Genomic DNA, 14,851 nt, shown 5'->3' on the forward strand with positions numbered 1-14,851 from the left:
TGGCTCAACTTCTTCCGACGGGTAGTCATGGACTACGAGTACACGCCCGAAAGCCACGCCGCCTGGATTCTCTGGGCAAACGTCACCCTGTGCCTCAACCGACTACCTTAATTCCCCAACAGGCTCTTATGCTCCGTTTGCTTCACCGCGCCGCCGCGCTGGCGCTGGCCGCCGCCCTGCTCGCCGCCTGCGACGCCAACCACGACACCGACCAGATTTCCACCGAGTCGCCGACCACGCGCCACAGCACCGCGCCCGCACCCGACAGCAGCGGCTACGCGGTGGACAGCTCCACGACGGTGCAGGAATAGGGTATGAGGGTAGGAGAGTATGGTGGGATGAGTCATTGTTTAAAAAACGCTTGACCTTTTACCTTCTTCAACTCCTACCCTCCTACCCGCACACCCTATCAAAACCGGCTGGTGATGCCGAAGTGAATCTTGGAGGCGTTGAAGGCAAACGCCTGGCTGTTGGTGCGCCCCACCGAGTACACAAACTGGAACAGGCCCGCGCCGGTGCGGAAGCTCAGGCCCGCGCCGAGGCCGGTGGGCGCATCCTCGCCGGGCGCGCCGGGCAGCCCCTGGCGCAGGTAGGCCTGATCGGCGAAGAGGAACACGTAGGCCTCGGGGCCGGTGAACTGCCGCAGTTCCACGGTGCCCACGCCGTACTGCGCGGCGTAAAACTGCAGCTCGTTGAAGCCGCGCAGGGTGGAGAGGCCGCCGAGGCGAAACAAATCGTTCTGAAACAGGCGCTGGTTTACCAGGGCCTCGCCGCGCAGGCGGGTGAGCAGCACGCCCTGCTGGCCCACGCGGAAGTAGTGCTCGGCCCGGCCGCTGAAGCTCACCTGGGTGGTGCGCAGCGGCAGCCCGTCGTAGAGCTCGGGCCGGATATCGGCGTTTTTGCTGATAATCTTGGTGCCCACGGCGCCCTGGGCAATCAGCAGGGTGCCCCGGCGCGGAAACAGCGGGTCGTCGAGCGAGGAGCGGGTCACGTCGAGGCCGTAGGCGGTGTAGCGCGAGTCGATGTTGTCGGGCAGCATCTGCAGAGTGGGCAGGCGGCGCTGGGCCAGCAGGCGGGAGTTGCGCTGCTCCACAAACACGCTGATGCGCCCGGTGCGGGCATTGACGTGGCTGAGCTGCAGGCGCGGGCGCAGGGTCAGAAACGTGCTGTCCTGCTTGAACAGGTTGAAGGTGGCGGCCACGTCGATGGGCGTGCCGAAGAAGTTGGGGTGCTGGTAGGCCGCGTCGAGCACCTGGGAGGCGGCATCCACCTTGCGCCACTGCAAGCCCAGCTGCTTGCCCCCGCCGCCGATGTTGCGCAGGTTCAGCGTCACGTCGCCCGTCACCTGCACGCGCTTCTGCCCGGCCGTCGGATTCGCGTTCGGCAACACGCCCACGATGGCGTCGAACTGGTTGGCGTTGCGGTCATCGAGCAAGAGATAAAGCCGGGCCCGGCCGCGGGCAAAGCGCACCTGCGGCTCCTCGCGCAGCTGCACGTAGGGCAGCAGGCGCAAGAGCCGGGCCGCGTCGTCGATGCGCTGCTGGCTGTAGGGCTGGCCGGGCACGATCTGCAGATACTTCATCAGAAAGCGCGCCTTGGTTTTGGTCTTGCCGAGCACCCGCACCGAATCGAACACCACCACCGGGCCACGGTCGAGCAGCAGGCGGGCGGAAATGTCGGCCCCGTGCAGCTGCACCGAGTCGAGGCGCACCTGGGCGAAGGGGTAGCCCTCGTTTTCGGCCCCGTCGAGCACGCGCTGCTGCAGGCGGGCCAGTTCGGCGGGCTGCAGGGGCTGGCCGGCGTAGAGCCGCTCGCGGAAGCCCGAGCGGCTGAGCACGTCCTCGCTCACGTTGCCGCGCTGCAGCCGGGCCCAGCGAAACTTCTCGCCCACGTACAGGCGCACGGCCAGCGTGTCGTGGCGCCAGTGCAGCTCGTCGGCCGAGGCGGTCAGGTAGGCGTCGGTTTGCAGGGCCAGCACCAGCTCGCGCACCTGCTCCAGGGCCGCCAGCGTGTCGGCCGCCATCAGGCGCGGGCGGTAGCGGTTGACGAGCGGTTGGTCGGCGGCTTCCACGTCGAGGCGAATGACCTTGGGGCGGGCGGGTGGCAGGCGGCGGGCGGCGCGGGCCGAGTCGCGCGGGACGCGGGGGCGCGGGGGCAGCGGCGGAGCCTGGGTGCCGGGCAGGTTGGGCGAGGTTACCGGCGAGGTCGTCTGGGCCCGGGCCGCGCGCGGGCCGCCCAGCAGCAGCCAGGGCAGCAGGAGCAGCAGAGCAAAAACGCGGGTATACCTTTGCATGTGGGGCCAGAACGCGGCGGCGCACGTTTTCATTTCGCCCGGCGCCGGATGTTCGGTTTTGGGGCCGGATAAGTCAGCCAGGGCGCCGAGCGAACCAGACGGGGCGCCGCGCGGTTTCACAATTTTACGGCTGATTTGGCGCCGGGCCCGTCGACTGCGGCGCGAAACGTCGCCCGGCGTAAATCAGGCGCTGCTTCGCGCATCAGGGAACGACCAGTTGCCGGCCGCCAGCACCCCGACATCAGCAACGATACGCGAACGGCAAGTTCGCGCTACCCCATGGCCGGACTTTACCTCCACATTCCCTTCTGCAAGCAGGCCTGCCACTACTGCGACTTTCACTTCAGCACCGCGCTGGGACGCAAGCCGCAGGTGGTGGAAGCGCTGTTGCGCGAGCTGGAGCTGCGCCAGGACTACCTCGGCGGGGCGGCGCTGGGCACCATCTACTTCGGCGGCGGCACGCCCTCGTTGCTGTCGGAGGCCGAGCTTATGACGTTGTTCGAGGCCCTTTACCGGCGCTTCGATGTGGCCCCGGACGCGGAAATTACCCTGGAAGCCAACCCCGACGACCTCACGCGCGAGAAGCTGCGCGAGTTGGCGGCTTCGCCCGTCAACCGCCTGAGCATCGGCCTGCAGAGCTTCCACGAGCCGCATTTGCGCCTGATGAACCGCGCCCATTCGGCGCAGGAGTCGCGCCGCTCGGTGCTGGCCGCCCAGGATGCGGGCTTCGATAACCTCAGCATCGACTTGATTTACGGCGTGCCGGCGCCCGGGCCCGGCCACGGCATCTGGCAGCACGATCTGGCCCAGGCCCTGGAGCTGCAGGTGCCGCACCTTTCCTGCTACGCCCTCACCATCGAGCCGCAGACGGTGTTTGGGCGCCGCCTGCAGAAGGGGCAGTTTCGCGCCGCGCCCGAGGAGTTTGTGGCCCGGGAGTTTGAGCTGCTGCTCGAGGCCAGCCGCGCCGCCGGCTACGAGCAGTACGAAATCAGCAACTTCGCCCGGCCCGGCCACCACTCGCGCCACAACAGCAGCTACTGGCAGGGCACGCCCTACCTCGGCCTGGGCCCCAGCGCCCACTCCTTCGACGGGCGGAGCCGGCAGTACACCGTGGCCAGCAACGCGCAGTACGTGCAGGGCTTGCTGGAGCGCGGTGAGCTGCCCGCCACCCGCGAGGACCTCTCCCCGACCGACCGCGCCAACGAGTACCTGATGACCAGCCTGCGCACCGCCGCCGGCTGCAGCCTGGCCTACCTGCGCCAGCTGGGCGTGGACCTGGCCACCGCCCGCGCCGCCTACCTGCAGCAGCTGCAGCACGACGGCTGGGCCACCGTCACGCCCGACCTCGTGCGCCTTACCGACCGCGGCAAGCTGCTGGCCGACCAGATTACGCTGGAGCTGTTTCTGGAGGCGCCGGAGTAAGCGGGCGGCCCACGGCAGGCATTGCCGCGCTTGACGACGTCGACCTTCGGTTCGCTTGCAATGACTGCGGGGTGAACCGTTGGCCGGGCTGGCCTGGCGCCGCGCCGCTGCGTAGCTTGCCCTATTCCCCCGCCCCGCGTACCTTCCCCCCATGCAACGCCTCATTGACGCCGTCGAATACGGAGCCGACTTTTTCGTGGAGGAAATCCACCTGCGCGCCATCGTGTTCGACAACTCCGACGACGTGACCCTGTGGGCCACCACCGTTTACGACGGCGACACCTACTTTTTTCACCTCGGCCTGCCCTTCGGCCAGCTCGATATCCTGCTGCGCCACGCCGGCCCGCGCGCCGGCGAGCTGCAGGAGGAAGTGGCCGATGCCCTAGCCCACGCCCCGCGGCCCTGCCTGCTGGAGTACACCAACGCCGAAGTCGAGCCCATCGGGTTGCCCGGCATTGCCCTGAAGCTCTCCTTCACCTACCCCGCCGACGAGGACGAATTTCTCAGCGAAGACGAGGAGGAGGACTTTAGTGAGGAGCGCGCCGCCGCCGACAACGTGTTTTACCTCGAAGGCATTTACCGCCGCCTCGATGCCTGATTCTGCGGAAACCCAGCCCGTTTTCTACCTGATTTCCGGCCTCGGCGCCGACGAGCGGGTGTTTCAGCGCCTCATTCCGCAGCTGCGCGGCACGGTGCACTACCTACCCTGGCTCGCGCCCGCCGACCCCGACGAGCCCATCACGGCCTATGCCGCGCGCATGGCCGAGAGCATTCCGCTCGAGCAACGCTGCTGGCTGGTCGGCGTGTCGTTTGGGGGCACGGTGGCGCTGGAAATGGCCCGCCTGCGGCCCTTGGCCCTGGTGGCGCTGGTATCGAGCATTCCCGGCGCCGACCAACTGCCCGCGCTGCTCAGGCTCGTGCGGGCTACCGGGGTGCAGCACTGGTTGCCCCCGCAGATTCTGCACTACCTGCCGCGCCTGGGGCAGTGGTATTTCGGGGTGAGCAACGGGCCGGAGTACGAGCTGTTTCGCCGGATTCTGAAGGACCAGGAGCCGCGCTACACCCGCTGGGCCATCCGGAGCCTGTTTCGCTGGGAGAGCCGCGACATCGGCCCGGCCGTGCAGATCCGCGGCACGCACGACCGGGTGTTTCCGCCCGGCCCGGCCCGGGTGGAGTACCTTATCCAGGGCGGCACGCACTTCATGATCTACAGCCGCGCCGACGAAGTAGCGCGCATCCTCAACCAACTCGCCGGCGAATTCCGCACCGAGCCGCCGGTCGTCTAACTGGTGAACTGGTGAGATGGTGAAATAGTGAGTGCCGTTCTAGCTGCGCAACCTGCGCGGCTCTGGCCTCCCGGACATCAAACTCACCAGTTCACCACCTCACCAGTTCACCGCATGTTCACCCTTCAGCACCACGGCCGCACGTTTCGCTTCGATGCCACGGCGCCGCTCGACATTGCCCTGCCGCTGGCGCCGGGGCCCGACCAGGTCAACTGCTTCTGGGCCGAGCCGGTTGGCATCGACGTGATTCGCGTCGGCAGCTTCGTGGGCTCGGTGGCCGAGGGCGGCAGCACCAACTACAAGCGCGTACACCTGACGCCCCACGGCAACGGCACCCACACCGAATGCTACGGCCACATCAGCCCCGACCCCGCGGCCACCCTACCCGCCTGCCTGGAGCGCTTCTTGTTCGTGGCCTGGCTGGTGTCCGTCGAGCCCCGCCACCGCGCCGACGGCGACTTGGTGGTGGAGTTGGCCGACGTGCAGCCGCTGCTACAAGCCGCCCCGGTGCCGCCCGAGGCCCTGGTGCTGCGTACCGTGCCCAACGACGAGGCCAAGCGCCACCGGCAGTATTCGGGCCAAAACCCGCCCTACATCAGCGCCGAGCTGGCCCAGTACCTCGTGGCGCAGGGCATCGAGCACCTGCTGCTCGATCTGCCGAGCGTCGACCGGGAGCTGGACGCGGGCGTGCTGGCCGCCCACCACGCTTTCTGGCAGTATCCCGACCACATTCGCCGCGGCGCCACCATCACCGAGCTCATCTTCGTGCCCGATGCGGTGCCCGATGGCCTGTACCTGCTCAACCTGCAGGTGACCATGCTGGCCCTCGACGCCAGCCCCAGCCGGCCGGTGCTCTATGCCCTGACCGAGGCCGATAGCTGGGCCGGGCATTGAGTGGTTAGCAAGAATTTCAATTTTGGAAGCTCGTCCTTGAAATTTTGCGCTATAAACAGGCTTGTAGGATAATATAACGAAGAAAAAATATAGGCTTAGTCGATTAGCTGCCAGGCCCTTGTACCTTTGCAGGAATGTAAAATCGGCTGTGGGAAGCTCTCCGGGCTTTTTACAGGCGGCTTTGAGTCTTCAGGTACCATTATGGGAAAAACAGTACGCATTACCTGCTTAGTCCTACTCTGGCTAAGCGCCTTATCCATTCGAGCCCAGGCCCAGGCCGACGTAGCCACCAGCCTCAGCGGTGCAGCGACGGCGCCGGCGGGCAGCACGGTCACCTACACCTTATCGGTGGCCAACGGCAGCGGCAACCAGGCCGACGGCGTGAGCCCGCAGCTGCGCTTTACCGGCGTGGTGCCCACCAACGTGAGCATCTCCAACCAGGGCACCATCAACGGCAGCGGCGTGGTAACCTTCCCCAGCCTGAGCATCGGCGGGGGTGGCACATTCCAGCCCACGGTGCGCTTCACCATGCCGGCCAGCGGCTCGGTTAGCGCTACGGCTTCGAGCACCGCCACCACCACCGACCCCAACGCGGCCAACAACAACGGCTCGGCCGCCGCCGCCCAGATTACCACCTCCGCTACCCAGGTAGCCGACGTGGTAACGAGCATCGGGGGGCCGAACGTGGCCTCGGCCGGTCGCTCGGTAACGTACCAGGTGGTGGTGACCAACTACGGCCCCTCCACCGCCACCGGCGTGACGGCCCAGCTGACGTTGACCGGCAGCCCCACCGGCATCACGGTGAGCAGCGGCTCGGTCAGCGGCAACATCGTGACCCTCACCGCGCCCGGTTCGCTGGCCAACGGGGCCTCGACGGCCTACACGGTGCGCTTCACCATGCCCGCCGGCGGCAACGTGACGGGCCGGGTAACGGCGGCTTCGACCACCGCCAACGGTGACCCGGCCGCCGACAACAACAACGGCAACGCGCCCGGCTCCAACATTCAGACCACGCTGGTAACGCAGACGGCCAGCGAGCTGTGCGCGGCCCCCGGCAGCGACGGAACGACCACCACCGCGGCCAACCAGCTGCTGAATACTTACTACCCCGGCCAGGGCAGCCCGGCCGCCGGTACGAGCACCCTGACGGTTGGCTCGCCCTCGGGCAGCAACGTCCTGCTGCGCGCCGGCGACTTGATCATGATCATGCAGATGCAGGGCGCCGATATCAGCACCACCAACTCCACGGCCTACGGCAGCGGCTCGACCAGCGGCTACGGCCGTGGTACGCTGGGCACCAACCTCACGGCCGGCCAGTACGAATACCGCATCGTGCAGACGGTATCGGGCAGCACCGTGACGCTGACCACCCCGCTGACCTATTCTTACCAGGACGCCGACGCGACCGGCAGCGCCGGTCAGCGCCGCTACCAGGTTATCCGGGTGCCGCAGTACCAGGCCCTGACGCTGGGCGCCACGCTGACGGCCCCGCGCTGGAACGGCCGCACCGGCGGCGTGCTGGCCCTCGACGTGGCCGGTACGTTTGATTTCAACGGCAACATTATCGACCTGAGCGGGCGGGGCTTCCGCGGCGGCGCCGGCCGGGGCCTGACCGGCTCGGGCACGGCCGGGCTGTCGGCCAACGACTTTCTGACCCTGGCTACGCTGGCCACCAACGCCTCCAAGGGCGAAGGCATTGCCGGCACCCCGCGCTACGTAAACAACGGGGGCAGCCTGCTCGATACGGGTGTGGAAGGCTACCCCGGCGGCAGCTACGGCCGCGGCGCCCCCGGCAACGCCGGCGGCGGCGGCACCGACGGCCGCCCCACGGCAAACGATGAAAATACGGGCGGCGGCGGCGGCGCCAACGCCGGCGTGGGCGGCTTCGGCGGCAACGCCTGGAACTCCAACCTGCCCTCGGGCGGGGTGGGCGGGGGCGCCTTCACCCAGGCTTCGCCGAGCCGCCTCATCATGGGCGGCGGCGGCGGGGCCGGCACCACCAACAACTCCACCGGTACGCCGGGCTCGGGCTTCGCCAGCTCCGGCGGCGCGGGTGGCGGCATCGTGATTCTGCGCGCTACGGCGGTCAGCAGCTCGGGTACTATCAACGTCGACGGCGAAACGATGGGCTACGTGCCCGACAACGACGGCTCGGGCGGCGGCGGCGGCGGCGGCAGCGTGCTGGTATTGGCTAATAACTCGCTGGGCAACGTCCGGATAACGGTGCGCGGCGGCCGGGGCGGTACCAACAACGGGGGCGGTGCTCCGCACGGCCCCGGCGGGGGCGGTTCAGCCGGGGTGATTTACGTTTCTTCGACGGCCGCAGGCAGTTCGTCAGAAACGCCCGGCAACAACGGCGTTACTGCCGGCAACAATGCCTATGGGGCTACGGCCGGTGGCAGCAGCATTGTGGCATCGAAAATCGATGTAACGCCCAGCGAAACCACCAATACCCCCTCGGGAGCCAACTGCGTGGCCGACGTAACGACTACGCTCATCGGCTTTACCAACCTGGCGGCCGGCCAGCCCGTGGCGGCGTTTGAAGTAACCTTCAGCAACAACGGCCCGAACGTGGCCCAGCAGGTAACGCGTCGGGTGGTGCTGCCCACCGGAGCCACACTCACGGCTGCTCAACAGGCAGCCCTGCCCAGCGGTGCCACCTACGCCGGCGGCGTTATCGATTTTGGCACGCTAATTACCCTAGCCAGCGGTGCCGGCGACACGTACCAGTTCACCTTCACGGCTCCGGATACCCCTGGCACCGGCTCCATCAGTAGCCTGGTGACGACGACGACCAACCAGGGCAGCGACGCGGCCCCGAACCAGGCCACGCTGAACGTGACCGTTTCGACGGCCGCCGACGTGTTCACGACCGTTGTGGCGCCGGCCAGTGCCACGGCCGGCAGCACCGTCAGCGTAACGGCGACGTTTGGCAATAACGGCCCGCAACAGGCCACGGGCGTTACCCAGCGACTGCTGCTGCAGGCCGGGGTGAGCAACGTGGTGGCTCCGGGCGGCACGATTTCGGGCAACCCCGGCGGGCTCTACACCATCACGTACCAAACGAATGGCACGCTGGAGCCCAATACCAGCGCCCAGTACAACGTAACGTACACGGCACCGGGCTCGGGCTCCATTCAGGCGCTGTCGCAAATCAGCACTTCCTCCAACGAAGGCAGCAGCACGGCCAACAACTCCGCTTCGGCGACAACTACTTTCACCGAACTAGCCGACGTGGCTGTGGCCGTAACGGCACCGGTGTCGCTGAACCAGAACAGCAATTCCAGCACCTCAATCGTATTCACCAACAACGGCCCTTCGAACGCCGACGGCATCACCCGCTCGGTGGTGCTGACGACGGCCACGCTGACCAACGTCACAGCCTCGAACGGCGGCACCGTGGTGCGTAACGCGGGCAGTAACACTTACACCATTACCTGGGCGTCGCCTACTACGCTGACCAGCGGGCAGAGCATCACCGAAACGGTGAACTTCCGTACGGCCAATCCGGCTGTTGAGTTTGCCGTTACGGCCACCATCGGCACCAGCACCGACGAGGGCGGCGCCACGGCTAACAACACGGCCACCCGTATCGTCAACGACAACCAGCGGGCCGATGTGACAACCAGCTTCCAGACGGGCGGTACGACCATCAGCGCCGGGCAGGCTACGGGCAACTACACCGTGCGCTACCTGAACAACGGCCCGGATCCGGCCCTGAACGTGACGCGCCGCGTAACGCTGCCCACCGGGGCTACGCTGTCGGCCGCGCAGGAAGCGGCCCTGCCCAGCGGTGCCTCCTTCAACAACGGCGTCATCGATTTCGGCACGCTGGCCTTCCTCAATGCCAGTGCTACGTCCGACGTCACGTTCAGCTTCACCGCGCCGACCACGACCGGGGCGGGCAGCCTGGTGAGCAACACCAGCATGAGCACGCGGCAGAATACCACCACCAACCAGCCGGATCAGGCCACGCTGAACGTAACCACCGCCGCCGCCGCCGATGCCTACGTAACCCTGAGCGGCCCGACGTCGGTGACGGCGGGCGGCACGGTGAACCTGACGGCCACCTTCGGCAACAACGGCCCGTCGGACGCGGCCGTGACCAACCGCACGGTAACGCTGCCGGCCGGCGTGACCAACATCGTGGCGTCCGGCGGCACCATCAACGGCACCGTCATCACCTACGGCGCGGCCACGGTGGGCAACGGCGTCGCCACGGGCTTCGGCATCAGCTACACGGCGCCCACCACGGGCTCGGTAACGGCGCAGGGCTCGGTGACGACCAGCACCAACCAGGCTGGCCGCACCGCCAATGACACCAACTCGCTGACGACGACCGTTACGGAAGTCGCCGATGTGACCACCACGCTCACCGGTCCGGCCTCGGCGGTGCAGGGCCAAACGGCGGGCCCGTACACGGTCACGTTCATCAATAACGGTCCCTCGGCCGCCAGCAACGTGACGCGCCGCGTGACGCTGCCCGCCGGTGCCACCGTCACGGCGGCTCAGCTGCCCGGCGGTGCCACCTTCGCCACCACCGGCAGCGGCAGCAGCGCCGTCACCACCATCGACTTCGGCACGCTGACCTCGCTGGCCTCGGGTACGGCCAACCAGACCCAGCTGCAGTTCCGCTTTACGGCCCCCGACTACGCCAGCAACAACGCCCCGCTGACCAGCACGGTGGGCACCGGCACCGGCCAGGGCGCCAATGCCGCCGCCGACCAGGCCACGCTCAGCCTGACGCTGGAAGCCGCCGCCGACGTGGTACTCGCCGTGTCGGCCCCGGCTTCGGTGCAGGCCACGCTGAACCCGGCCAGCCCGGCGACGTTTGCCTACCAATTCTCGCTGACCAACAACGGCCCGGCCTTCGCCAGCAACGTTGCCACCTCGGCGCAGCTGGCGCGCGGCCTGCGCCCCTCGGGCTCCCTGCCCGAAGGCGCCGCCTACAACCCGGAAACCGGCGTGCTCACCCTGCCCACGGTGGCTACGGTGTACGCCAACGCGGCGCCCCTCGTCTACACCGTCAATTTCCTGGTGCCGAGCAGCAACTACGCCTACTCGGCCCCGACCAATGGCAGCGGTACGCCCACGGTAGTGCCCCTGCCGGCCACCGGCAATGCCGCGGCCCAGACCGTCGACCCGACCGCGGGCAACAACACCAACCGCGTGGCCAACGTGACGGTGACCATGCCGGCGGGCGCCTGCGGCGGCAACTCCTTCAACGGCACGGCCACCACGCAGGGCCTGTACGCGGAGTACTACAGCGGCGACTTCTCCGGCTCCAACGACCCGGCCTTCTTCACCAGCAACGCGCCCCGCTTCGCCCGCACCGAAAGCACCGTCAGCTTCTCCGACAACCTGCGCAGCGGCTACAGCACCTGGGGCGAAACCGGGGCCAACGCCGCCACGGTGCAGCCCGTGAACCTGAGCGCGCGCTACCGCGGCTACCTCATCATCCAGAACGCGGGTAACTACACCTTCACCCTGGGCAGCGACGACGCCTCGTACCTGTGGGTGGGCAACCGCGCCCAGGACAGCCCGCTGAACACCAGCCGGGCCCAGGTAAACAACGGCGGCTCGCACGGCGTGGTCAACGTCAGCAGCGCCCCGATCTACCTGAATGCCGGCTCCTACCCGGTGGTTATCCTCTACGGCCAGGGCAACGGCGGCACCGAGCTGCGCTTCGAGTACTCCGGCCCCGATACCAACGGCAGCAGCGTGCTGGTGCCGGCTTCGGCGCTGTGCTCCCGCTCGTTTATCGGCGCGCCGCTGCCGGTGGAGCTGACGCTGTTTACGGCCCGCGCCCAGGAGCGCGACGCCCTGCTGAACTGGACCACGGCCCAGGAGAAAAACAACGCCCGCTTCGAGGTGGAACGCTCCCTGGACGGCCGCCGCTTTGAGAAGGTGGCGGAAGTAGCCGGTCGTGGCACCAGCACGGTGCAGCAGCAGTACCGCTACACCGAAACCGGCGCGGCCCGCTTCGGCACCCGCCTTTACTACCGCCTCAAGCAGGTAGATTTCGACGGCACCAGCGCCTACAGCGACGTGCGCGCCGTGGAGTTCAAGGCCGTGGCGGCCGTGGCTTACCTCGCGCCGAACCCGAGCACGGAAACCACCACGCTCGACCTCACCGCCCTGCCGGCGGGCCGCTACCGCATCAGCCTGCACGACGTGCAGGGCCGGGTGCTACGCGGCTTCGAGCAGGAAGGCGGCACGGCCGCGGCCCTCGACGTACGCGCCCTGCCCGCGGGCGTGTACGTGGTGCGGGTGCGCAGCGGCGAGTACCTGACCACGCTGCGCCTGGTGAAGCACAACTAATTCCCGTCCGCAGTCCTCGCGGCGCCGGCCCGGCAAGTGTCTCCCGTTACGCGGAGCGCTTGCCGGCGCCGGCGCCGCTTTTTGGGGGCTACCGGGCCAGCGGCCGCGTACCAGCCGGCGCTGGCCAATACGCGGCCGCCGGCCCGGGCCCAGTCGCCGGCCGCTGAAGCCGGCCAACGGCGGCTGGCGCCCGCCTCCCGGGGCACTGGCGCTACGCAACGGGCGCGGCAGACCCGGGCGGTGCCTGCGGGCCGCGGAGGCCGCTACGCCCCCGCGGTGGCCCCAGGCCGAAGCCCTGCCCGGGGCCACCGCGGGAACTGCAGGGCAGAAGCGCCCGGCCGAGCGTAACCGACTGCGCCGGGCGGGCCGGCGTGCGCGGCAGCCGGGCCAGCGGCGGGGCCGGTTGTCCTATTGCCGACCCGTCCGGGCACAATAAAAAAAGCCCGCCGGGAAGGCGGGCTTTCTTATGCTTGGGGAGGCGGAGCTACTTAAGCAGCAACTTCCTCGGCAGCGGCGGCCGGAACCACCGTCACGAACGAACGGTCTTTGCGGCCCTTGCGGAACTGCACCGTGCCGTCAATCAGGGCGAACAGGGTGTGGTCTTTGCCGATACCCACGTTCTGGCCGGGGTGGTGCTTGGTACCGCGCTGACGCACGATTACGTTGCCGGCAATGGCCAGCTGACCACCGTAAAGTTTTACGCCGAGACGCTTAGCATGCGATTCGCGGCCGTTGTTGGAAGAGCCTACGCCTTTCTTGTGTGCCATGGTATTTAGAAGAGTTGTCGGTGGGTAGTTGTCGGTTGTCAGTCTGGTTTACCAGCGCCTCGCGGCCCTGACAACTGACAACTCAGGACTGACAACTAATTAACCGATGCTGTTGATCATTACTTTGGTGTAGTCCTGGCGGTGCGTGTTGAGCTTCTTGTAGCCCTTACGACGCTTCTTCTTGAAGACAATCACCTTATCGCCGCGCACGTGGCCGAGGATGGTGCCTTTCACTTTGATGTCCGACAGAAACGGGGCGCCCACGCTCAGGGTGCCGTTGTTATCGGTCAGCAGTACATTGCCCAGCTCTACTTCGTCGCCGACGTTGCCGGCCAGTTTGTGGGCGTACACAAATTTATTGGCTTCGACTTTCGTCTGCTTGCCGGCTATGTCTACAATTGCGTACATCGGTTCTCCGCGGGTTTTCTGAAAATGGAAGGCAAAAGTACGAGGTGGGTTTCACATTACCAAACCTAACGCGTTAATCCTCTTGTACTCGCCTGATTTTCGGCCCGGCAGACCACAGGCAGGAACGCGTTGCGCCGGTACGCGCATAGCATTTTTGTGGACAACTTGAATTGTTAACAGGTAAAATGTGGATAACTAGTTGCAAATGCTGGGTTATTCGCAGAAACGTTGGCTTTTGCCGGGAAATCAGCGGGGTAGCGGCCGGGCGGCGCGTAGCAAAAAAATAACAGACAAAAAAGCCCCGGGCAGCCGGGTGGCTTGGGCCGGTCGGGCTATCTTTGGACTTCGGTGCGGCGGCCTCGGCCGCGTTGGCGGGCGGCTGCACTGCCCCAAACAATTGCCGCGGCCGGTGGTTGCAGAGGCCCGCGCCGCCCGCCGGCGTCCTGCTTCTTTCCGACCGTTTCATCCCTGTTGCCCAGCCTATGGAACCGCTGCTCGTAGAAAATCCCAACCGCTTCGTGCTCTTCCCCATTCAGCACGACGACGTGTGGCAGATGTACAAGAAAGCCGAAGCCTCCTTCTGGACGGCCGAGGAAATTGACCTCTCGCAGGACCAGAAAGACTGGGAGGCGCTCAACGACAACGAGCGGCACTTCATCTCGCACGTGCTGGCCTTCTTCGCCGCCTCCGACGGCATCGTGAACGAAAACCTGGCCGTCAACTTCATGCAGGAGGTGCAGATGCCCGAGGCGCGCTGCTTCTACGGCTTCCAGGTGATGATGGAAAACATCCACTCGGAAACCTACTCCCTGCTGATCGATACCTACATCAAAGACCCCAAGCAGAAGGACTACCTCTTCAACGCGCTCGAAACCGTGCCGGCCGTGACCAAGAAGGGCAACTGGGCCCTGAAGTGGATCAACTCGGAAAACTTCACCGAGCGCCTGATTGCCTTTGCCGCCGTGGAGGGCATTTTCTTCTCCGGCTCGTTCTGCTCCATCTTCTGGCTGAAAAAGCGCGGCCTGATGCCGGGCCTGACCTTCTCCAACGAGCTGATCAGCCGCGACGAGGGCCTGCACTGCGACTTCGCCTGCCTGCTCTACGAGAAATACCTCGTCAGCAAGCTGCCCGAAGCCCGGGTGCACGACATCATCCGCGACGCGGTGAACATCGAGCAGGAATTCGTGACCGACGCGCTGCCGGTAAACCTGATCGGGATGAATGCGCAGGCCATGTCGCAGTACATCGAGTTTGTGGCCGACCGCCTGCTGTTGTCGCTGGGCTACAGCAAGATCTACAACGCCACCAATCCCTTCGACTTCATGGAAATGATTTCGCTGCAGGGCAAGACCAACTTCTTCGAGAAGCGCGTGGCCGAGTACCAGAAGGCCGGCGTGATGAGCGACCGGGACCAGAACGTCTTCTCGCTCGACGAGGACTTTTAAGCGGCGCGAACTGCC

Annotated in this window: 10 protein-coding genes; 7 read left to right on the forward strand and 3 right to left on the reverse strand. The window is 66.7% G+C overall.

The features are described 5' to 3' along the window. Positions 1 to 128 precede the first annotated feature (128 nt). Entirely contained in the window at positions 129 to 311 is a 183-nt protein-coding gene (locus DLM85_RS25200) for a hypothetical protein (RefSeq protein ID WP_133257211.1), read from the forward strand. A gap of 98 nt (positions 312 to 409) precedes the next feature. Here the strand turns inward: DLM85_RS25200 and DLM85_RS22540 are convergent, their stop codons facing one another. Beyond that, a complete protein-coding gene (locus DLM85_RS22540) occupies positions 410 to 2,293 on the reverse strand; it encodes a BamA/TamA family outer membrane protein (RefSeq protein ID WP_165822265.1) in 1,884 nt (627 codons plus the stop codon). Between the two features lie 279 nt (positions 2,294 to 2,572). On the opposite strand from DLM85_RS22540, the gene hemW reads away from it, so the two are divergent. From hemW to DLM85_RS22565, 5 genes are all read left to right on the forward strand, one after another. Beyond that, complete coding sequence (gene hemW, locus DLM85_RS22545; protein WP_111480447.1) at positions 2,573 to 3,715, forward strand: radical SAM family heme chaperone HemW; 1,143 nt, start codon at positions 2,573 to 2,575, stop codon at positions 3,713 to 3,715. A gap of 151 nt (positions 3,716 to 3,866) precedes the next feature. Next, positions 3,867 to 4,313 carry a hypothetical protein gene (locus tag DLM85_RS22550; protein ID WP_111480448.1) on the forward strand — a complete coding sequence of 149 codons (447 nt, stop codon included), beginning with the start codon at positions 3,867 to 3,869 and terminating at the stop codon, positions 4,311 to 4,313. Continuing rightward, positions 4,306 to 5,001 (forward strand): alpha/beta fold hydrolase, encoded by a 696-nt coding sequence (locus DLM85_RS22555; RefSeq protein ID WP_111480449.1) that lies wholly within the window; start codon positions 4,306 to 4,308, stop codon positions 4,999 to 5,001. Before DLM85_RS22550 ends, DLM85_RS22555 begins: the two co-directional genes overlap by 8 nt. Before the next feature lie 114 nt (positions 5,002 to 5,115). Next, entirely contained in the window at positions 5,116 to 5,895 is a 780-nt protein-coding gene (locus tag DLM85_RS22560; protein ID WP_111480450.1) for a cyclase family protein, read from the forward strand. Positions 5,896 to 6,096: 201 nt separating this feature from the next. Next, the gene (locus DLM85_RS22565; RefSeq protein WP_111480451.1) at positions 6,097 to 12,216 is read left to right on the forward strand and encodes a GLEYA domain-containing protein; all 6,120 of its coding nucleotides are present in this window, start codon (positions 6,097 to 6,099) and stop codon (positions 12,214 to 12,216) included. A 488-nt stretch (positions 12,217 to 12,704) separates the two neighbouring features. Here DLM85_RS22565 and rpmA read toward each other — a convergent pair whose 3' ends face one another. Both rpmA and rplU read right to left on the reverse strand, forming a co-directional pair. Continuing rightward, complete coding sequence (rpmA, locus tag DLM85_RS22570; protein WP_111480452.1) at positions 12,705 to 12,983, reverse strand: 50S ribosomal protein L27; 279 nt, start codon at positions 12,981 to 12,983, stop codon at positions 12,705 to 12,707. Between the two features lie 99 nt (positions 12,984 to 13,082). Next, the gene (gene rplU, locus DLM85_RS22575) at positions 13,083 to 13,391 is read right to left on the reverse strand and encodes a 50S ribosomal protein L21 (RefSeq protein ID WP_111480453.1); all 309 of its coding nucleotides are present in this window, start codon (positions 13,389 to 13,391) and stop codon (positions 13,083 to 13,085) included. Positions 13,392 to 13,873: 482 nt separating this feature from the next. Between rplU and DLM85_RS22580 the strand changes: the two genes are divergently transcribed. Continuing rightward, a complete protein-coding gene (locus DLM85_RS22580) occupies positions 13,874 to 14,836 on the forward strand; it encodes a ribonucleoside-diphosphate reductase small subunit (protein WP_111480454.1) in 963 nt (320 codons plus the stop codon). Positions 14,837 to 14,851: the final 15 nt, after the last annotated feature.

Source organism: Hymenobacter edaphi, assembly GCF_003258365.1.
Taxonomy (GTDB): Bacteria; Bacteroidota; Bacteroidia; order Cytophagales; family Hymenobacteraceae; genus Solirubrum; species Solirubrum edaphi.

Bases quoted from the DNA above. Each gene is read 5' to 3' on its own strand.
- DLM85_RS22565 (WP_111480451.1), top strand. From the start codon at position 6,097: ATGGGAAAAACAGTACGCATTACCTGCTTAGTCCTACTCTGGCTAAGC.
- DLM85_RS22540 (WP_165822265.1), bottom strand. From the start codon at position 2,293: ATGCAAAGGTATACCCGCGTTTTTGCTCTGCTGCTCCTGCTGCCCTGG.
- DLM85_RS22550 (WP_111480448.1), top strand. From the start codon at position 3,867: ATGCAACGCCTCATTGACGCCGTCGAATACGGAGCCGACTTTTTCGTG.
- rplU (WP_111480453.1), bottom strand. From the start codon at position 13,391: ATGTACGCAATTGTAGACATAGCCGGCAAGCAGACGAAAGTCGAAGCC.
- DLM85_RS22555 (WP_111480449.1), top strand. From the start codon at position 4,306: ATGCCTGATTCTGCGGAAACCCAGCCCGTTTTCTACCTGATTTCCGGC.
- rpmA (WP_111480452.1), bottom strand. From the start codon at position 12,983: ATGGCACACAAGAAAGGCGTAGGCTCTTCCAACAACGGCCGCGAATCG.
- DLM85_RS22580 (WP_111480454.1), top strand. From the start codon at position 13,874: ATGGAACCGCTGCTCGTAGAAAATCCCAACCGCTTCGTGCTCTTCCCC.
- DLM85_RS22560 (WP_111480450.1), top strand. From the start codon at position 5,116: ATGTTCACCCTTCAGCACCACGGCCGCACGTTTCGCTTCGATGCCACG.
- DLM85_RS25200 (WP_133257211.1), top strand. From the start codon at position 129: ATGCTCCGTTTGCTTCACCGCGCCGCCGCGCTGGCGCTGGCCGCCGCC.
- hemW (WP_111480447.1), top strand. From the start codon at position 2,573: ATGGCCGGACTTTACCTCCACATTCCCTTCTGCAAGCAGGCCTGCCAC.